Below are 17,915 nucleotides of genomic sequence, written 5' to 3'. Positions count from 1 at the left end.
AGAAAAGCCGATTTCAGCGCGCAATGATCAGCGGATGCCCGCGCTCCGGGTGGGGTTGTACTAGCACATCCAGGCCAAATACAGCCTTCAGCGGCTCAGGCTGCATGACTTGCGCCGGCGTATCCAGCGCGTGGGGACGACCCGCCTCCAGCAGCAGGATACGATCACAGTAACGCGCAGCCAGGTTCAGGTCGTGAAGGATCACCAGCACCGCTGCGCCGCGATCGGCAAAGGTACGAATGGCCTGCAAGGTCGTGTGCTGATGCAACGGGTCCAGCATCGAAGTGGGCTCATCCAGCAACAATGTTTGCCCCGCTTCGCCCGGCCATAACTGCGCAAGTACCCGCGCCAGGTGCACTCGCTGTCGCTCGCCACCGGACAAGGCCAGGTAGCTGCGACCGCTCAGGTGGCTGACATCTGCCGCCTGCAGGGCCGCCTCGATAATCTCGTCATCACGCACGCGCCCGGTCTGGTGAGGCAAGCGCCCCATGCCAACAACCTCTTCTACACGGAAAGCGAAGTCCAGCGTCGAGCTCTGCGGCAATACCGCCAGGCGCTGCGCCCGCTGCGCGCCACTCCACTCGCTCAACGGGCGCTGATCCAGCCACACATTGCCGTGGTCGGGTGGCAACTCACCGCACAATGCCCCCAGCAACGTACTCTTGCCCGCACCATTGGGACCCAGCACACCGAGCACTTGGCCTGGCAGTAGATCAAGCGTGACCGCTGCCAACACCGTCTTTCGGCCGCGACAGATCTGCAAGTCTTCCACACGCAGCATCAGGCACGCCCCCGCAACAACAGGTAAAGAAAAAACGGCGCGCCGATAAACGCTGTGACGATACCGATTGGCAATTCGGCCGGTGCCAAGGCGAGGCGCGCAACCAGATCGGCAAACAACAGCAGGCTCGCACCCGCCAGGACCGACGCCGGTAACAGCACGCGATGATCAGGCCCCGCCAGCAAACGCACCAGGTGTGGTACCACCAGCCCGACGAAACCGATCATGCCCGCGGCGGCCACTGCGGCGCCTACACCGAGTGCTGTGCAGAGGACCAACTCGCGCTTGAGCCCTTCCACGTCGATACCGAGGTGATTGGCCTCTGACTCGCCGAGCAGCAACGCATTCAGCGCTTTGGCCCGGCGCGGCAACCACAGCGCCACGCCCGCACTCACGAGCAGCAGGGGCCATAACCGCGAATAGCTGGCGCCGTTGAGGCTGCCTAGGTTCCAAAATGTCAGGGTACGCAAGGTGGCGTCGTCGGCGAGGTAGGTAAACAAGCCCACTGCCGAACTGGCGAGGGCTGTCAGGGCGATGCCGGCGAGCAACATGGTCGCGACGTTGGTCTGGCCGTTGCGTCGGCCCAGTCGATAGACCAGCGCAGTAACCCCCAGGCCACCGAGGAATGCGCACAGTGACAAAAGATATGGCCCGAACGCGTCCGGCAAACCACCGAAAATCGAACCCCCGACAATCGCCACCGCCGCCCCTAGCGCGGCACCACTGGACACCCCGACCAACCCGGGGTCCGCCAAAGGGTTGCGGAACAACCCCTGCATTGCCACGCCCGACAGAGCCAACACACCACCGACGGCCAACCCCAGCAACGTACGGGGCAAACGGATCTGCCCCAGGATCAACTCGGCTTGCTCCAGCCCTTGGGCTTCGATCGGCATGCCCAGCAACCGCAACGCCGCCTTGAGCGTATCCAGCAAAGGCAAGCTGACCGGCCCCAACGCCAGCGAAAGCCAAATAGCCAATACACACAGCAGCGCCAACCCAACAAACAGCGTCTTCGGTTTAACCAGAGTGGTCATGGGGCAGGCTTGGCTTGGGACGGATAAAAGCCGGCAGACAGGTCCGCGAGACTTTGCGGCAGGCGCGGCCCAAGCCCGCCGACCAGCAGGGTGGGATCGACCTCAAACACTCGTCCGCTCTTGGCCGCCGGCGTGGACGCCAAAATCGGGTTTTCCTTGAACAGTGCGGCCCGCGCCGCATCACCGGTCAGGGCACGATCGGCAAACACCAGCACATCCGGGCTCAACCCTGCCAACGACTCCACCGAAAACGGCTTGTAGCCAGTGTGGGTCGCCAGGTTGCGCCCGCCAGCCTGTTGCAACATCCAATCAGCCGCCGTGTCTTTGCCCGCGATCAGTGGCTTGCCGCCTGCATGGCCGAGCAAAAGCAACACGCCTGGCGCCTTTTGCGTGGACTGGGCCTTGGCCACCCAGCGTTTCTGCTGGTCCAGCGCCTGCTCATATCCAGTAAACAATTCGTTGGCCTTGGCTTCATTACCCAGCAACTTGCCCAAATGCTGAAGGTTGCCTTTCAACGTCGGCAGGTCCGGCTGCGCCGAGAACATTTCCACCTGCACACCCGCGTTGCGAATCTGCGCCAGCACCGGCGGCGGGCCCATTTCCTCAGTGCCAACCAGTACCTGCGGGCTCAGACTCAGAATGCCCTCCGCCGATAATTGCCGCTGATAGCCAATGCTCGGCAACGCCTTGAGTGACGCCGGGTGTTGACTGGTGGTATCCACGCCCACCAACTTCGACTCACCGCCCAGGGACGTCACCCATTCCGACAGCGCCCCACCGGCACTCACCCAGCGTTGTGGCAGTTCAGAGGCTTGAGCCCCGTGGTTGACCAGCAGTCCGACAACAAGCGCGATAGCGCTGGCACTCAGGCGCATAACAGGGTTTCCTTCCAAGGGCAGGGCTGCTCAAGCACTCATCGATGTGACAGGAAACGCCCGCCTGGCATCGTATAAAGCGCCCGGTCAGCTAACGGGCGAAGCCGGCATTTGATAATTGTTTGCATTTGAACGTCAAGGCACTTAAAGGATTGAAATGAAGTTTCTCTGCCCCTCCGACGACCTCGCACCCAACTGCAGCCTCGGTTTTGATATCGACGGTTGCAAGCTGTTGGCCGTGCGCCGGGACGGCGTTGCCTACTTCTACATCAACCGCTGCCCCCATCGCGGCATCCCACTGGAATGGCAACCCGACCGATTTCTCGACGCCAGCGCCAGCCTGATCCAGTGCGCCACCCACGGCGCGCTGTTCCTGATCGAGAGCGGCGAGTGCATTGCCGGCCCCTGCGCCGGCCAAAGCCTCACCGCCCTGCCCGGCCGCGAAGACGCCCAAGGCCTGTGGGTCGACCTCTAGTCGATCAACACGTCCAACCGCCGGTCCACACAGATTTCTTCGGCTGTCACCCGCACACCATACGCCAGCACTTCTACCCCCGCCGCCTTGGCTTCGCGCAGGGCAGCAGCATAGCCGGCATCGATTTCAACCGCCGGGCGCACGGCGTCAATCCCGGAGAGATTGACGCAGTACAACTGCACCGCACGCACACCCTCCCGCGCCAGATGGGCCAATTCGCGCAAATGCTTGGCACCGCGCTGGGTGACTGCGTCGGGAAAAGCTGCAACCGCAGAGCCATCAAACCCCAGGGTCACACTTTTAACCTCGACGTAGGCCGCGCCGTCGGGATAGTCCAGGCGAAAGTCGATGCGGCTTTTCTCCTGACCGTATGGCACTTCACGCTTCAACGCGGTAAAGCCGTTGAGTTCAGTGATGACCCCAGCCAGCAGCGCCTCCTCGACCAGCTGATTGGCACGCGCCGTGTTCACGCACGCCAAGCGTCCCTGAGGCGTCTCGGCAATTTCCCAAGTGCCGGGCAACTTGCGCTTGGGGTCATTGGAGCGACTGAACCACACCTGCCCGCCTTCAACCATGCAATTGAGCATCGAGCCGGTGTTGGGGCAGTGAATGGTGAGGAATTCGCCGGTAACCGTTTCGATATCGGTAAGAAAACGCTTGTAGCGACGAATCAACCGCGCTTCTTCGAGGGGAGGATTAAAGCGCATCAGCCTTGCCAGCTCCGCAAGCCACGGGCGATTCGCTCTACCGCCTCCTGTAGCCGATCGAGGTTTTGCGTGTAGGCAAAGCGCACATGATGGCCCGCTTGATAGCGACCGAAATCCAGGCCAGGGGTAAAGGCTACATGCTCGGTTTCGAGGAAATGCCGGCAGAATGCGAAGGCATCACCGCCAAACGCGCTGATATCAGCGTACAAATAGAACGCCCCTTCCGGCTCGACGGCAATGCCAAACCCCAGCTCGCGCAAGGCAGGCAGCAAGAAGTCGCGACGACGGCCGAATTCGGCGCGGCGCTCTTCCAGAATGCTCAGTGTCTGCGGGGTAAAACAAGCCAGGGCCGCGTGCTGGGCCATGCTTGGCGCACTGATGTAGAGGTTTTGCGCCAATTTCTCCAACTCCCCCACTGCGGCCGGGGGCGCGACCAGCCAACCCAGGCGCCAGCCCGTCATGCCGAAATACTTCGAAAAACTATTCAGCACAAACGCCTCGTCGTCGACTTCCAGCACGCTGGCCGCGTCCGTGCCGTAGGTGAGGCCGTGGTAAATCTCGTCCACCACCAGGTGGCCATTGCGTGCCTTGATGGCGGCAGAGAGCCCAGCCAATTCGTCACGGGTGAGGATCGTCCCGGTCGGGTTGGCCGGGGAGGCCACCAACGCGCCGACGCTGTCCTGATCCCAGTGCTTGGCCACCAGGTCGGCAGTCAACTGGTAACGCACCTCTGGGCCGACCGGCACCAGCTGGGCTGCGCCCTCCACCAAGCGCAGGAAGTGACGATTGCACGGGTAGCCGGGGTCGGCGAGCAGCCAATGCTTGCCCGGGTCCACCAACAAGCTGCTGGCCAGCAGCAATGCGCCAGAACCACCCGGTGTGATCAAAATGCGCTCGGGGTCGACGTTGAGACCGTAGCGCTGCTGATAGAAACCGCTGATAGCTTCGCGCAGTTCCGGCAGGCCACGGGCCGCGGTGTAGCGCGTCTTGCCGTTGGCTAACGCTGCCTGGCCGGCCTGGATGATCGGCTCGGCGGTGGTGAAGTCCGGCTCGCCGATTTCCAGGTGGATCACATCATGGCCGGCGGCCTGCAGCTCATTGGCCCGCGCCAGCAATGCCATGACATGAAAAGGTTCGATAGCGCGACTGCGCGCACTGTAGGGCTGAGCCATTAGCCTTCCTTAACGGTGAGGACAAAATCTGGATTCTACCGAACCCGCGCCGTAAAACATGCTCTATTGCCTGCCCGGCGGCATGTGCCGGCCGGGCAAGCGCCGGCAAAACGACTAAAATCAACGTTCGAGGCAACACATACCCAGCAACGACGGGCTGATGCAGTTTGCAACCCCATTGCCGTGGGCCTCGACAACCGGGAGTGGCGCACCCCGAATCTATCTGGTAAGTTCGCCCGCTTGCAGCCGCAGGGCCGGCAGGTGTCGGTGACGTTGCAATCCTGCGCAATGGATTAGAAGAGTGAGAGGCGGTCTATTCATGTCCACCCAAGCAAAGCAACAGCAGACTCAAGGCCTCAACGGCTTCGAACCTTACGTAGAAAAGAAAGGTGAGGAGTACATGGGCGAGCCCATGCGCGAGCACTTCACCAAAATCCTGAACAAGTGGAAACAGGATTTGATGCAGGAGGTCGACCGTACGGTTGACCATATGAAGGACGAAGCAGCCAACTTCCCTGACCCGGCCGACCGTGCGAGCCAGGAAGAAGAATTCGCCCTTGAACTGCGCGCCCGTGATCGCGAGCGCAAGTTGATCAAGAAGATCGACAAGACGCTGCAGCTGATCAAGGACGAAGAATACGGCTGGTGCGAATCCTGCGGCGTCGAGATTGGTATTCGTCGCCTGGAAGCCCGCCCAACCGCGGACCTCTGCGTAGACTGCAAGACCTTGGCCGAAATCAAGGAAAAACAGGTCGGCAAGTAATCCAGCCGAGCTGAACGAATGGGGCGTGCAAACGCCCCATTTTTGTTTCTGGCGTTTACCGAATTTCCAGTAGTATCCGGCCCATGACAGCCTCTACCTATATTGGGCGTTTCGCCCCCACACCCAGCGGCCATTTGCATTTTGGCTCCCTGGTCGCCGCCCTCGCCTCCTACCTCGACGCCCGCGCCAACCAAGGCCGCTGGCTGATGCGCATGGAAGACCTCGACCCGCCGCGCGAAGAGCCCGGTGCCCAGGCGGCAATCCTGCATGCCCTGGAAAGCTATGGCTTCGAGTGGGACGGTGAATTGGTCCGACAAAGCGAGCGGCATGAAGCCTACGCCAAAGTGCTTAATGACCTGTTCAACCACGGCCTGGCCTACGCCTGCACCTGCTCGCGCAAACAACTGGAACCCTACAACGGCATCTACCCGGGCCTATGCCGCAATGCTGGCCACGACCAACAAGATGCCGCCATCCGTTTACGCGTGCCTGAGCTTGAGTACCACTTTACCGACCGTGTACAGGGCGAATTCCGACAGCACCTGGGCCGCGATGTAGGCGATTTCGTTATCCGTCGCCGCGACGGCCTCTACGCCTATCAACTGGCCGTCGTGCTCGACGATGCGTGGCAAGGTGTGACCGATATCGTGCGCGGTGCCGACCTGCTGGACTCGACGCCACGCCAGCTCTACCTGCAAGAACTGCTCGGCCTGCGCCAACCGCGCTACCTGCACGTGCCGCTGATCATCCAGCCGGACGGCAATAAACTGGGCAAATCCTACCGTTCCCCGCCGTTGACACCCGACCAGGCCACGCCTTTGCTATTGAGAGCCCTGCGCGCCCTCGGCCAGCAACCCGGTGACGAACTGTTGCACGCCAGCCCACGGGAACTGCTGGATTGGGGCATCCGGCACTGGGATGCCACGCAGATCCCGCGCACACTCACGCTGGCCGAAGCGCAATTGAGCTGAAGGCGCTTGCAGCTTGCCAAGCATCCGTTACCATCGCCGCACGTTTTTAGACAGAGGCCAACATGTACATCTATCGATTGGTCCTGCTGCTGGTCGTCGGGATCTACCTGTTCTCCCCCGCCATCATGGATTGGTGGATCGACGCCACGGGCGCCTGGTATCGCCCTTATCTGCTGTGGCTGATCCTGATCGTCGTGACTTTCATCCTGCAGAGCCAAAAAGATGCCGATGAGCTTTAGCCTCACCCAGATGCTGTTGATCAGCGCCGCCTACCTGGCCGCGTTGTTCGGAGTCGCCTGGATCAGTGAGCGCGGAATGATTCCGCGGGCGATCATTCGCCATCCGTTGACCTACACCTTGTCCCTGGGCGTATACGCCAGTGCCTGGGCGTTCTATGGCACCGTGGGCTTGGCCTATCAGTACGGTTATGGCTTTCTGTCGAGCTACCTCGGCGTGTCCGGCGCGTTTCTGCTGGCGCCGGTGCTGCTGTATCCGATCCTGAAAATCACCCGTACCTACCAACTGTCTTCCCTCGCCGACCTGTTTGCCTTCCGCTTTCGCAGCACGTGGGCCGGCGCGCTGACGACTGTCTTCATGTTGATCGGCGTGTTGCCGTTGCTGGCCCTGCAAATCCAGGCCGTGGCCGACTCCATCAGCATCCTGACCCGCGAGCCGGTACAGCATCGGGTCGCCCTGGCCTTCTGCGCACTGATCACGTTGTTCACGATTTTCTTTGGCTCACGCCACATCGCCACCCGCGAAAAACACGAAGGCCTGGTGTTTGCGATTGCCTTTGAGTCGGTGATCAAGCTGATCGCCATCGGTGGCGTCGGCCTTTATGCGCTGTACGGCGTGTTCGACGGCCCGCAACAGCTGGAACTGTGGCTGCTGCAGAACCAGACCGCCCTCGCCGCCCTGCACACCCCATTGCAGGAAGGCCCATGGCGCACGCTGCTGCTGGTGTTCTTCGCCTCGGCGATTGTGATGCCGCACATGTACCACATGACCTTCACCGAGAACCTCAACCCGCGCTCGCTGGTCAGTGCGAGCTGGGGCTTGCCGTTGTTCCTGTTGCTGATGAGCCTGGCGGTACCGCTCATCCTGTGGGCAGGCTTGAAACTGGGCGCCACCACCAACCCCGAATACTTCACCCTCGGCATCGGTATTGCCGCGAATAGCCCGGCCTTGGCGCTGCTGGCGTACGTAGGCGGGTTGTCGGCGGCCAGCGGGCTGATCATCGTGACGACCCTGGCGCTGTCGGGCATGGCACTCAACCACCTGGTATTGCCGCTGTACCAGCCGCCGGCTGAAGGCAATATCTACCGGTGGCTGAAATGGACGCGCCGCGCGCTGATCGTCGCGATCATCATGGCCGGCTATGGGTTCTACCTGTTACTGGGCGCCGGGCAGGACTTGGCCAACCTGGGTATCGTCGCGTTTGTCGCCACCTTGCAGTTCTTGCCGGGCGTGTTGTCGGTGCTGTACTGGCCGACCGCCAATCGCCGCGGCTTCATCGCCGGGTTGCTGGCGGGGATCCTGGTGTGGATCGTAACCATGCTGTTGCCGCTGGTCGGCAATCTGCAGGGCTTCTACATCCCGCTGCTGAACATGATCTACGTGCTGGATGACACCAGTTGGCACATGGCGGCGATTGCGTCGTTGGCCGCCAACGTCTTGATGTTCACGCTGATCTCCCTGTTCACCAACGCCAGCCCCGAAGAAACCAGCGCCGCCGAAGCGTGCGCGGTGGATAACGTACGCCGCCCGCAACGCCGCGAACTGCATGCGGCCTCCCCCCAGGAGTTCGCCACGCAACTGGCCAAGCCCTTGGGCGCAAAGGCCGCGCAAAAGGAAGTCGAACAGGCGCTGCGCGACCTCTACCTGCCATTTGACGAGCGCCGCCCCTACGCGTTGCGGCGCCTGCGTGACCGTATCGAGGCCAACTTGTCCGGCTTGATGGGGCCAAGCGTGTCCCAGGACATGGTGGAAACCTTCCTGCCCTATAAGGCCGGCGGCGAAAACTATGTGACCGAAGACATCCATTTCATCGAAAGCCGGCTGGAGGATTACCACTCACGCCTTACCGGTCTCGCCGCCGAACTCGATGCCTTGCGCCGCTACCACCGCCAGACCCTGCAGGAATTACCCATGGGCGTGTGCTCCCTGGCCAAGGACCAGGAGATCCTGATGTGGAACAAGGCCATGGAAGAACTCACCGGTATCGCGGCACAGCGGGTGGTCGGTTCACGCCTCAATACCCTGGGCGACCCGTGGAAAGAATTGCTGCAAGGCTTCATCAACCTGCCCGACGAGCACTTGCACAAGCAGCACCTGGCCCTCGACGGCCAGACCCGTTGGCTCAACCTGCACAAAGCCGCCATCGACGAACCCCTGGCGCCCGGTAACAGCGGCCTGGTGTTGCTGGTGGAAGACCTGACCGAAACCCAGATGCTCGAAGACAAGCTGGTGCATTCCGAGCGGTTGGCCAGCATTGGCCGACTGGCGGCGGGTGTGGCCCATGAAATCGGCAACCCGATCACCGGTATCGCTTGCCTCGCGCAGAACCTGCGGGAAGAGCGCGAAGAAGACGGCGAGATCACCGAGATCAGCGGGCAGATCCTCGAACAGACCAAGCGTGTTTCACGCATCGTGCAGTCGCTGATGAGCTTTGCCCATGCCGGCGCCCATCAGAACCAGGACGAAGCCGTGTGCCTGGCCGAAGTAGCACAGGATGCCATTGGGCTGCTGGCCTTGAACCGGCGCAATTTCGAAGTACAGTTCTTCAACTTGTGCGACCCCGACCATTGGGTCGACGGCGACTCACAACGCCTGGCCCAAGTGCTGATCAACCTGTTGTCCAACGCCCGTGACGCAACCCCTGCCGGCGGTGCGGTACGCGTCAAGACCGAGGCTTTCGAACATACGGTCGATCTGATCGTCGAAGATGAAGGTAGCGGTATTCCACAGAACATCATGGACCGATTGTTCGAACCCTTCTTCACCACTAAGGACCCAGGTGAAGGTACCGGTCTGGGCCTTGCACTGGTCTATTCCATCGTTGAAGAGCATTATGGACAAATCACCATCGACAGCCCGGCTGACACCGAAAGCCAACGCGGCACCCGTATTCGGGTGACCTTGCCGCGTCATGTCGAAGCGACGTCCGCTGTGAACTGAGACCGTCGAGAGAACTGAATCAATGCCGCACATTTTGATCGTCGAAGACGAAACCATTATCCGCTCTGCCTTGCGTCGCCTGCTTGAACGTAATCAGTACCAAGTCAGCGAAGCCGGCTCGGTGCAGGAAGCCCAAGAGCGTTTCAGCATTCCCACGTTCGACCTGATTGTCAGTGACCTGCGCCTGCCTGGCGCGCCTGGTACCGAGTTGATCAAGCTTGGCCAGGGCACCCCTGTGCTGATCATGACCAGCTACGCCAGCCTGCGTTCGGCAGTGGACTCCATGAAGATGGGCGCGGTGGACTACATCGCCAAACCTTTCGACCATGACGAGATGCTCCAGGCCGTAGCGCGCATCCTGCGTGACCGCCAGTCGGCCAGCAGTGCGCCAGCCGAACAGCGCCCGGCCGGAAAAACGGCCGACAAGCCAGGCGTCGACAACAGCAACGGTGAGATCGGCATCATCGGCTCCTGCCCACCGATGCAGGACCTCTACAGCAAGATCCGCAAAGTCGCGCCCACCGACTCCAATGTGTTGATCCAAGGTGAGTCAGGCACCGGTAAAGAACTGGTGGCCCGCGCCCTGCATAACCTGTCCAAGCGTGCCAAGGCGCCGATGATCTCGGTGAACTGCGCGGCAATCCCTGAATCCCTGATCGAGTCCGAACTGTTTGGCCACGAGAAAGGCGCATTCACTGGCGCCAGTGCCGGGCGCGCGGGCCTGGTAGAAGCTGCGGACGGCGGCACGTTGTTCCTTGATGAAATCGGCGAGCTGCCACTGGAAGCCCAGGCGCGTTTGCTGCGCGTGCTCCAGGAAGGTGAGATTCGCCGCGTAGGCTCGGTGCAGTCGCAAAAGGTCGATGTGCGCCTGATCGCGGCCACTCACCGTGACCTCAAGAGCCTGGCCAAGATCGGCCAGTTCCGTGAAGACTTGTACTACCGTCTACACGTGATCGCGCTCAAGCTGCCGGCCCTGCGTGAGCGTGGCGCCGACGTCAACGAGATCGCCAGCGCGTTCCTGCTGCGCCAGAGCGCGCGCATCAACCGTACCGACCTGAAGTTCGCCCCGGACGCCGAGCAGGCCATTCGGCATTACTCGTGGCCGGGTAACGTGCGGGAGCTGGAAAATGCGGTCGAGCGTGCGGTGATTCTGTCCGAGAGCCCGGAAATTTCCGCCGAACTGCTGGGTATCGACATCGAGCTCAGTGACTTGGAGGATGACGACTTCATCGGCCTGGCGCCTCAACAGGGCGGCGGCAGCAATACCAGCCATGAGCCGACCGAAGACCTGTCGCTGGAAGACTACTTCCAGCATTTCGTCCTTGAGCATCAGGACCACATGACCGAGACCGAACTGGCGCGCAAGCTGGGCGTAAGCCGCAAATGCCTGTGGGAGCGCCGCCAACGCCTGGGTATTCCACGGCGCAAGACGGGTGTGGCCAGCGAGAGCTGAGGGCGCGCGCCCACAGGTAACACCCACCGATGTGAAAAAACTGTTACCGCGGATATTTCGCGTAACAAAAGCCGGGGCTTACGGTAACGAAGCCCCGGCTTTTTTTGGCCCGTCAAAAACCCGAAACCACCTCAACCCCCCGGTTTTGCTGGGTGGCGCAAAAGTTGGCACGCACCCTGCTATATGCTTAGTACAAAAACAATAACAAGCTTTGTACAAGACAATAAAAATAAGACGAATCGACTCACGCATAACAAAAACAACACGGCGGAGGCGCAGCTAACTGATTCTTTTGGAGAGGCGTTGCATTTGGGGCTTGCCCCGCAACCAGGCCGAGAACAACAAAAACTGCCCTAAGGCAGAGCCTGAACTGGTTGGATCGTAGATCAGCAACACAGCGACCAAAGCAATCCGTTTGCTCTTGACTCCCGATTGGGAGTGTCATGAAGGTGAAGCTTCATGGCGAGGGCGATCAACAAAAACAAGAAGCCCGAAATCAATAATAAAAATAGAGCACGCAACTACTTCTGGGGGAGCTTCGGCTCCCCTTGTAGTTTCCGCGATTTGACCTTCCAGCAATCTCTTGAAGCTTTTGGCTTGGGGCTTGCAGCTTGTTCCTACACCATCCCCTGACTAAATGCTAGAATCCCGGCCCATCATGCGGTCATTCTTCGTTATGGCCGAACATTCCTTCAAACAGTGCATCCCATGCTGAAGAAGTTGTTCCAGTCATTCCGTTCTCCCTTGCGTCGTACGCAACACAAACGCAGCACGCCTGAAGTGCTCAATAGCAGCCAGCATTCGCTGCAACGCGCTCAATTCAGCCGTTATGCAGTGAACATCGTCGAACGTTTGCAGAACGCCGGCTACCAGGCTTATCTGGTGGGTGGGTGCGTACGCGACATGTTGCTCAATATCACGCCCAAGGACTTCGACGTCGCCACCAGCGCCACACCCGAGCAGGTACGCGCTGAATTCCGCAACGCGCGAATCATCGGTCGGCGCTTCAAGTTGGTGCATATCCACTTCGGTCGCGAAATCATCGAAGTCGCGACGTTCCGCGCAGGCCACCCGCAAAACGATGAAGAGGAAGACACTAACCAGTCCTCCCGCAACGAAAGCGGGCGCATTTTGCGCGACAACGTCTACGGCACCCTGGAAGAAGACGCGCAGCGCCGCGACTTCACCATCAACGCCCTCTATTACGATCCGGTCAGCGAGCGCATCCTCGATTACGCCAATGGCGTACACGATATCCGCAATAACCTGATCCGCCTGATCGGCGACCCGGTCCAGCGCTACCAGGAAGACCCGGTGCGCATGCTGCGGGCCGTGCGTTTCGCCGCCAAGCTGAACTTCGGCATCGAGAAACACACCGCTGCGCCAATTCGCGACCTGGCACCGATGCTGCGGGAAATTCCCTCGGCACGCCTGTTCGAAGAAGTGCTCAAGCTGTTCCTCTCGGGCTACGCCGCCGACACCTTTGAAATGCTGGTGGACCTGCAGCTATTCGATCCACTGTTCCCGGCCAGCGCCGAGGCCTTGGAATACAACCCGACGTACACCCACACTTTGATCAGCGAAGCGTTGATCAACACCGACCTGCGCATCAAGCAGAACAAGCCGGTTACCCCGGCGTTCCTGTTTGCTGCCCTGTTGTGGCCAGCCCTGCCAAAACGTGTACTGCGCTTGCAGGAACGTGGCATGCCGCCGATCCCGGCCATGCAGGAAGCCGCGCATGAGCTGATCGCCGAACAGTGCCAGCGCATCGCTATTCCGAAACGCTTCACTATGCCGATCCGCGAGATCTGGGACATGCAGGAGCGTCTGCCACGCCGCAGCGGCAAACGCGCCGACCTGTTGCTGGACAACCCGCGTTTCCGCGCCGGCTATGACTTCCTGCTGCTGCGTGAGAGCGCCGGTGAGCAGACTGATGGCCTGGGCGAATGGTGGACCGACTACCAGGACGCCAACGACAGCGAGCGCCGCGATATGATCCGCGACCTCGGCAGCAAGGGCGATGGCGCCGGCGAAGGCCCGAAGAAGCGCCGTCGCAGCGGTGCCAAGCGCAAGCGCAGCGCCGCTGATGCCTCGGGCGCAGCAGGCGAATAAACGTGGAACGCATCTACGTCGGCATGGGCAGCAACCTCGCGGCCCCGGATCAGCAATTGCGCAGCGCTCTTGACGCGCTGGCGCATTTGCCAGGCACCACCGTCGCCGGTGTCTCGGCCTTCTATCAAAGCGACTCCCTGCTCCCGGGCCAGCCGCGCTACACCAACGCGGTGGCCGCCCTGGACAGCCGCCTTGCGCCCCTGGAACTGCTGGACGCGCTGCAAGCCATCGAGAATGACCAAGGCCGCGAACGCCTTGAACGCTGGGGCCCACGCACGCTCGACCTGGACATCCTGCTGTTTGGTGATCGCTTGATCGATGAACCGCGCCTCAAGGTCCCGCACTACCAGATGCACCTGCGCGCATTTGTGCTGTACCCGTTGGCCGAACTGGCACCCGCCAGCCTGACGTTACCCGATGGCCAAACCCTCGACGACTTGCTGGCAGCCTGCCCGTTTGTCGGCCTGGAACGCTTGCCCCAAAACTGACTCGATCAATGTGGGAGCTGGCTTGCCTGCGATAGCATCGCTCGGTTTCACTGAAAGACCGAGGCGCCTGCATCGCAGGCAAGCCAGCTCTCACATTTTGTTCACCTACGCCCTCAAAATCGCTTTCCCACTTGCTGAATCGCGTCAGTAACAGCGGTAACACCGCCATCGTAACAATGCGGTAACACATCCAATTGACTTCCCGTGTCCTCCTCACGACTATAGGCGTCCCGCTGCCGCCAACCCGGCGCTAAAGGGCGCAATCCAGGCCTTATAAGCACTGCTCTCAAGACAGTGCGCCTGTATAAACGAAGACTCACGCGCGTTACTCGCTGTTTCCAAGCGCCTGAACGAGGACCCTTTTCATGCCAGACATTACCCTGACCACCTTGCAGAGCCTCAAGCTCAAAGGTGAAAAAATCGCCATGCTGACCTGCTATGACGCCACCTTCGCCCACGCCAGTTGCCAGGCCGGGGTTGAAGTGCTGCTGGTAGGCGACTCCCTCGGCATGGTTCTTCAAGGGAATGACAGCACCCTGCCCGTCACCACTGATGAACTTGCGTACCACACCGCCAGCGTCAAGCGCGGTAACGATGGTGCCTTCATCATCGCCGACCTGCCATTCATGGGTTACGCGACGCTCGAACAAACCTTCCTGAATGCCGGCAAGCTGATGCAAGCCGGTGCGCACATGATCAAAGTCGAAGGCGCGGTGTGGCTTGCCGAGTCGATCCGCCTGCTGGCCGAACGCGGCGTGCCGGTCTGCGCGCACATGGGGCTGACGCCACAGTCGGTGAACATCCTCGGCGGCTACAAGGTTCAGGGCCGCAATGAGGCCCAGGCGCGCCAGATGCGTGCCGATGCCATTGCCCTGGAGCAGGCCGGCGCGGCGATGATCCTGCTTGAATGCGTGCCGAGCGAACTGGCGGCGGAGATCACCCAGGCCGTGAAAGTGCCGGTGATCGGTATCGGCGCAGGTTCCGCCACCGACGGCCAGGTGCTGGTGCTGCACGACATGCTCGGCCTGTCGATCAGCGGCCGCGTGCCGAAGTTCGTGAAAAACTTCATGGCCGGCCAAGCCAGCATCCACGACGCATTAAGCGCCTACGTCGCCGAAGTCAAAGGCGTGACCTTCCCTGGCGCCGAACACGGATTTTCTGCATGAACACCGTAAAAACCGTACGTGAACTGCGGGCCGCTGTTACCCACGCCCGCAACGCCGGCAAGCGCATTGGCTTTGTGCCGACCATGGGCAACCTGCACAGTGGCCATGCCACGCTGGTGACCAAGGCGGCCCAGCAGGCCGACTTCGTGGTGGCCAGCATCTTCGTCAACCCGCTGCAGTTTGGCGCCGGCGAAGACCTGGACAAATACCCGCGCACCCTCGCCGCCGACCAGGAAAAGCTGCTGCAAGCCGGCTGCAACCTGTTGTTCGCGCCCACCGTTGAGGAAATGTACCCCGGTGGCATGACCGGCCAGACCCGCGTCAGCGTGCCGCAATTGTCTGAAGGCCTGTGTGGCGCCAGCCGTCCGGGGCACTTCGAAGGCGTGGCGACCGTGGTCAGCAAGCTGTTCAACATGGTCCAGCCGGACATGGCGGTGTTTGGCCAGAAGGATTACCAGCAACTGGCCGTGATCCGCGCCATGGTCCATGACCTGAACATGCCGATCCAGATCATCGGCGAGCCCACTGTGCGCGCCGACGATGGCCTCGCGCTGTCGTCGCGCAATGGCTACCTCACCGATGAACAACGGGCCATTGCGCCGGTGCTGTACCGCAGCCTCAGCCACATTGGCGCAGCCATCAAAGCCGGTGACCACGACTTCGCCAAGCTGCGTGCCGAGCAGGTGCTGCAGATCGAAGCCGCCGGTCTGCGCCTGGACTACCTCGAAGTACGCCAAGGCGTGCATTTGCGCCCCGCCACACCCGAGGACCGCGATATCGTGATCCTGGTCGCCGCCTATCTGGGAGCCACCCGCCTCATCGATAACCTGCACCTGACCCTCGTCTGACCCCTCCCCGTTGCCCTCTTCGTTGCGTGAATAAAAGTGCCGGTATAAAAAAGTACCGGCCTTAGCGCAGACAAAGCCAAGACATATCGACACGCTAGGTTTAATGTAATCGCCCTGCGCTATGGTTAGCGCTGTCCGGAACCCATTGCTTGATAAAAGACTGGACGTTCCGGGCTTAGAAGTGTCCTAAAGGCAGTCCCCGTAATAAAAGGAAACCCGCAGCGATGGCGTACTACCGCACTCCTCATGACGTTACCGCTCTGCCCGCCTGGCAAGCGCTCAATCAACATCGCCAAGCCATGCAGGATTTCAGCATGCGCGAAGCGTTCAATGCCGATCCTCAGCGTTTCTCCCAGTTCACCTTGAGCAGCTGCGGACTTTTCCTCGATTACTCGAAAAACCTGATCACCAGCGAAACCCGTGACCTGCTCGTGGGCCTCGCCAAAGAAGTCGGCCTCAAAGACGCGATCGACTCGCTGTACGCCGGCGAGCCCGTCAACTCGTCCGAAGGTCGCCCGGCCCTGCACACCGCCCTGCGCCGCCCGGTGGGCGACAAGTTGTCGGTGAACGGCGTGAACATCATGCCGGACGTGCACAAAGTGCTGAACCAGATCACTGACTTGGTCGGGCGCATCCACGACGGCCTGTGGCGTGGCTACACCGAGAAGCCGATCACCGACGTGGTGAACATCGGTATCGGTGGCTCGTTCCTCGGCCCGGAGCTGGTCTCCGAAGCCCTGTTGTCCTACGCCCATAAAGGCGTGCGCTGCCATTACCTGGCGAACATCGACGGCAGCGAGTTCCACGAGCTGACCATGAAGCTGCGCGCCGAGACCACGCTGTTTATCGTCTCGTCGAAATCCTTCAACACCCTCGAAACCCTGAAAAACGCCCAGGCCGCCCGCGCCTGGTACCTGGCCCAGGGTGGCTCGGAAGCAGAGCTGTACCGTCACTTCATCGCTGTATCCAGCAACAACGCGGCAGCCGTAGCCTTCGGTATCCGCGAAGAAAACATCTTCCCGATGTGGGACTGGGTAGGCGGTCGTTACTCGCTGTGGTCGGCCATCGGCTTGCCAATCGCCCTGGCGATCGGCATGTCCAACTTCAAGGAGCTGCTGTCCGGTGCCTACACCATGGACCAGCATTTCCAGAACGCGCCATTCGAAGCCAACATGCCAGTACTGCTCGGCTTGCTGGGTGTGTGGTACGGCAACTTCTGGGGTGCGCAGAGCCATGCGATCCTGCCGTACGACCACTACCTGCGTAACATCACCAAACACTTGCAACAGTTGGACATGGAATCCAACGGCAAGAGCGTGCGCCAGGACGGCACCCCAGTGGCGACCGATACCGGCCCAGTGATCTGGGGTGGCGTAGGTTGCAACGGTCAGCACGCGTATCACCAGTTGCTGCACCAGGGGACCCAACTGATCCCGGCCGACTTCATCGTGCCGATCGTCAGCTTCAACCCGGTGTCCGACCACCATCAGTGGCTGTACGCCAACTGCCTGTCCCAAAGCCAGGCACTGATGCTCGGCAAGACCCGCGCCGAAGCCGAAGCCGAGCTGCGCGACAAAGGCATCCCGGAAGACGAAGTGCAGAAGCTGGCACCGCACAAGGTGATCCCGGGCAACCGTCCGAGCAACACCATCGTGGTCGAGCGCATCAGCCCGCGTCGCCTGGGCGCACTGGTCGCCATGTATGAGCACAAAGTATTCGTACAGAGCGTGATCTGGGGCATCAACGCCTTCGACCAATGGGGCGTGGAGCTGGGCAAGGAGCTGGGCAAGGGCGTCTACAACCGCCTGACCGGCGCCGAAGAAACCTCGGCCGAAGATGCGTCGACCCAGGGCCTGATCAACTACTTCCGCGGTCGTCACCGCGGCTGAT

General features: G+C 61.0%; 17 protein-coding genes. 12 read left to right on the top strand and 5 right to left on the bottom strand.

Annotation, left to right across the window (positions count from 1 at the left end):
• Window positions 1-13 precede the first annotated feature (13 nt).
• From KHP07_RS27065 to KHP07_RS27055, 3 genes are read right to left on the bottom strand one after another with little or no spacing between them, the layout of a single operon-like run.
• The gene (locus KHP07_RS27065; RefSeq protein ID WP_078050199.1) at window positions 14-781 is read right to left on the bottom strand and encodes a heme ABC transporter ATP-binding protein; all 768 of its coding nucleotides are present in this window, start codon (window positions 779-781) and stop codon (window positions 14-16) included.
• On the bottom strand, window positions 781-1,818 hold the full coding sequence (locus KHP07_RS27060; protein WP_078050200.1) for a FecCD family ABC transporter permease: 1,038 nt from the start codon (window positions 1,816-1,818) through the stop codon (window positions 781-783). The genes KHP07_RS27065 and KHP07_RS27060 overlap by 1 nt, the downstream gene beginning before the upstream one ends.
• Window positions 1,815-2,693 carry a heme/hemin ABC transporter substrate-binding protein gene (locus KHP07_RS27055; protein ID WP_214498356.1) on the bottom strand — a complete coding sequence of 293 codons (879 nt, stop codon included), beginning with the start codon at window positions 2,691-2,693 and terminating at the stop codon, window positions 1,815-1,817. The genes KHP07_RS27060 and KHP07_RS27055 overlap by 4 nt, the downstream gene beginning before the upstream one ends.
• 157 nt (window positions 2,694-2,850) lie before the next feature.
• Here KHP07_RS27055 and KHP07_RS27050 point away from each other — a divergent pair, with 157 nt between their 5' ends.
• Window positions 2,851-3,168: a Rieske (2Fe-2S) protein gene (locus KHP07_RS27050; protein WP_214498355.1), complete on the top strand. Its 318-nt coding sequence runs from the start codon at window positions 2,851-2,853 to the stop codon at window positions 3,166-3,168.
• On the opposite strand, the gene sfsA is transcribed toward KHP07_RS27050, so the two are convergent.
• Window positions 3,165-3,875 carry a DNA/RNA nuclease SfsA gene (gene sfsA / locus KHP07_RS27045; protein WP_099490971.1) on the bottom strand — a complete coding sequence of 237 codons (711 nt, stop codon included), beginning with the start codon at window positions 3,873-3,875 and terminating at the stop codon, window positions 3,165-3,167. The genes KHP07_RS27050 and sfsA overlap by 4 nt on opposite strands.
• Window positions 3,875-5,047 carry a pyridoxal phosphate-dependent aminotransferase gene (locus KHP07_RS27040; RefSeq protein WP_099490972.1) on the bottom strand — a complete coding sequence of 391 codons (1,173 nt, stop codon included), beginning with the start codon at window positions 5,045-5,047 and terminating at the stop codon, window positions 3,875-3,877. The genes sfsA and KHP07_RS27040 overlap by 1 nt, the downstream gene beginning before the upstream one ends.
• A 319-nt stretch (window positions 5,048-5,366) precedes the next feature.
• On the opposite strand from KHP07_RS27040, the gene dksA reads away from it, so the two are divergent.
• The 11 genes from dksA (at window position 5,367) to pgi (ending at window position 17,914) form a co-directional block, all read left to right on the top strand.
• On the top strand, window positions 5,367-5,810 hold the full coding sequence (gene dksA / locus KHP07_RS27035; RefSeq protein ID WP_025857127.1) for an RNA polymerase-binding protein DksA: 444 nt from the start codon (window positions 5,367-5,369) through the stop codon (window positions 5,808-5,810).
• Between the two features lie 83 nt (window positions 5,811-5,893).
• On the top strand, window positions 5,894-6,781 hold the full coding sequence (gluQRS, locus tag KHP07_RS27030) for a tRNA glutamyl-Q(34) synthetase GluQRS (protein WP_214498354.1): 888 nt from the start codon (window positions 5,894-5,896) through the stop codon (window positions 6,779-6,781).
• A 62-nt stretch (window positions 6,782-6,843) separates the two neighbouring features.
• Window positions 6,844-7,020 carry a hypothetical protein gene (locus KHP07_RS27025; protein WP_003176118.1) on the top strand — a complete coding sequence of 59 codons (177 nt, stop codon included), beginning with the start codon at window positions 6,844-6,846 and terminating at the stop codon, window positions 7,018-7,020.
• Window positions 7,004-9,958 carry a sensor histidine kinase gene (locus KHP07_RS27020; RefSeq protein WP_177409493.1) on the top strand — a complete coding sequence of 985 codons (2,955 nt, stop codon included), beginning with the start codon at window positions 7,004-7,006 and terminating at the stop codon, window positions 9,956-9,958. Before KHP07_RS27025 ends, KHP07_RS27020 begins: the two co-directional genes overlap by 17 nt.
• Window positions 9,959-9,980: 22 nt before the next feature.
• Window positions 9,981-11,411: a sigma-54-dependent transcriptional regulator gene (locus KHP07_RS27015; RefSeq protein WP_034107044.1), complete on the top strand. Its 1,431-nt coding sequence runs from the start codon at window positions 9,981-9,983 to the stop codon at window positions 11,409-11,411.
• A 459-nt stretch (window positions 11,412-11,870) separates the two neighbouring features.
• A complete protein-coding gene (locus KHP07_RS27010; RefSeq protein WP_157806825.1) occupies window positions 11,871-12,044 on the top strand; it encodes a hypothetical protein in 174 nt (57 codons plus the stop codon).
• A gap of 75 nt (window positions 12,045-12,119) precedes the next feature.
• On the top strand, window positions 12,120-13,523 hold the full coding sequence (locus tag KHP07_RS27005; RefSeq protein WP_078050207.1) for a polynucleotide adenylyltransferase PcnB: 1,404 nt from the start codon (window positions 12,120-12,122) through the stop codon (window positions 13,521-13,523).
• A 2-nt stretch (window positions 13,524-13,525) separates the two neighbouring features.
• Window positions 13,526-14,011, top strand: coding sequence for a 2-amino-4-hydroxy-6-hydroxymethyldihydropteridine diphosphokinase (gene folK / locus KHP07_RS27000; protein ID WP_214498353.1), 486 nt, complete (start codon window positions 13,526-13,528; stop codon window positions 14,009-14,011).
• A 365-nt stretch (window positions 14,012-14,376) separates the two neighbouring features.
• Window positions 14,377-15,177 carry a 3-methyl-2-oxobutanoate hydroxymethyltransferase gene (panB, locus tag KHP07_RS26995; protein WP_078050209.1) on the top strand — a complete coding sequence of 267 codons (801 nt, stop codon included), beginning with the start codon at window positions 14,377-14,379 and terminating at the stop codon, window positions 15,175-15,177.
• A complete protein-coding gene (gene panC, locus KHP07_RS26990; RefSeq protein WP_214498352.1) occupies window positions 15,174-16,025 on the top strand; it encodes a pantoate--beta-alanine ligase in 852 nt (283 codons plus the stop codon). Before panB ends, panC begins: the two co-directional genes overlap by 4 nt.
• 224 nt (window positions 16,026-16,249) lie before the next feature.
• Window positions 16,250-17,914 carry a glucose-6-phosphate isomerase gene (gene pgi / locus KHP07_RS26985; RefSeq protein ID WP_078050211.1) on the top strand — a complete coding sequence of 555 codons (1,665 nt, stop codon included), beginning with the start codon at window positions 16,250-16,252 and terminating at the stop codon, window positions 17,912-17,914.
• Window position 17,915: the final 1 nt, after the last annotated feature.

It is taken from the genome of Pseudomonas sp. VS40 (assembly GCF_018587885.1).
GTDB lineage: Bacteria > Pseudomonadota > Gammaproteobacteria > Pseudomonadales > Pseudomonadaceae > Aquipseudomonas > Aquipseudomonas pergaminensis.
The sequence above is the reverse complement of the archived record's forward strand: the minus strand, read 5'-3'. Positions and strand labels throughout refer to the sequence as shown.

Coding starts and splice junctions, on each gene's coding strand:
- KHP07_RS27005 (WP_078050207.1), top strand. CDS start 12,120: ATGCTGAAGAAGTTGTTCCAGTCATTCCGTTCTCCCTTGCGTCGTACG.
- pgi (WP_078050211.1), top strand. CDS start 16,250: ATGGCGTACTACCGCACTCCTCATGACGTTACCGCTCTGCCCGCCTGG.
- KHP07_RS27050 (WP_214498355.1), top strand. CDS start 2,851: ATGAAGTTTCTCTGCCCCTCCGACGACCTCGCACCCAACTGCAGCCTC.
- panC (WP_214498352.1), top strand. CDS start 15,174: ATGAACACCGTAAAAACCGTACGTGAACTGCGGGCCGCTGTTACCCAC.
- dksA (WP_025857127.1), top strand. CDS start 5,367: ATGTCCACCCAAGCAAAGCAACAGCAGACTCAAGGCCTCAACGGCTTC.
- KHP07_RS27040 (WP_099490972.1), bottom strand. CDS start 5,047: ATGGCTCAGCCCTACAGTGCGCGCAGTCGCGCTATCGAACCTTTTCAT.
- KHP07_RS27010 (WP_157806825.1), top strand. CDS start 11,871: ATGGCGAGGGCGATCAACAAAAACAAGAAGCCCGAAATCAATAATAAA.
- KHP07_RS27025 (WP_003176118.1), top strand. CDS start 6,844: ATGTACATCTATCGATTGGTCCTGCTGCTGGTCGTCGGGATCTACCTG.
- gluQRS (WP_214498354.1), top strand. CDS start 5,894: ATGACAGCCTCTACCTATATTGGGCGTTTCGCCCCCACACCCAGCGGC.
- KHP07_RS27060 (WP_078050200.1), bottom strand. CDS start 1,818: ATGACCACTCTGGTTAAACCGAAGACGCTGTTTGTTGGGTTGGCGCTG.
- panB (WP_078050209.1), top strand. CDS start 14,377: ATGCCAGACATTACCCTGACCACCTTGCAGAGCCTCAAGCTCAAAGGT.
- sfsA (WP_099490971.1), bottom strand. CDS start 3,875: ATGCGCTTTAATCCTCCCCTCGAAGAAGCGCGGTTGATTCGTCGCTAC.
- KHP07_RS27055 (WP_214498356.1), bottom strand. CDS start 2,693: ATGCGCCTGAGTGCCAGCGCTATCGCGCTTGTTGTCGGACTGCTGGTC.
- KHP07_RS27020 (WP_177409493.1), top strand. CDS start 7,004: ATGCCGATGAGCTTTAGCCTCACCCAGATGCTGTTGATCAGCGCCGCC.
- KHP07_RS27015 (WP_034107044.1), top strand. CDS start 9,981: ATGCCGCACATTTTGATCGTCGAAGACGAAACCATTATCCGCTCTGCC.
- KHP07_RS27065 (WP_078050199.1), bottom strand. CDS start 781: ATGCTGCGTGTGGAAGACTTGCAGATCTGTCGCGGCCGAAAGACGGTG.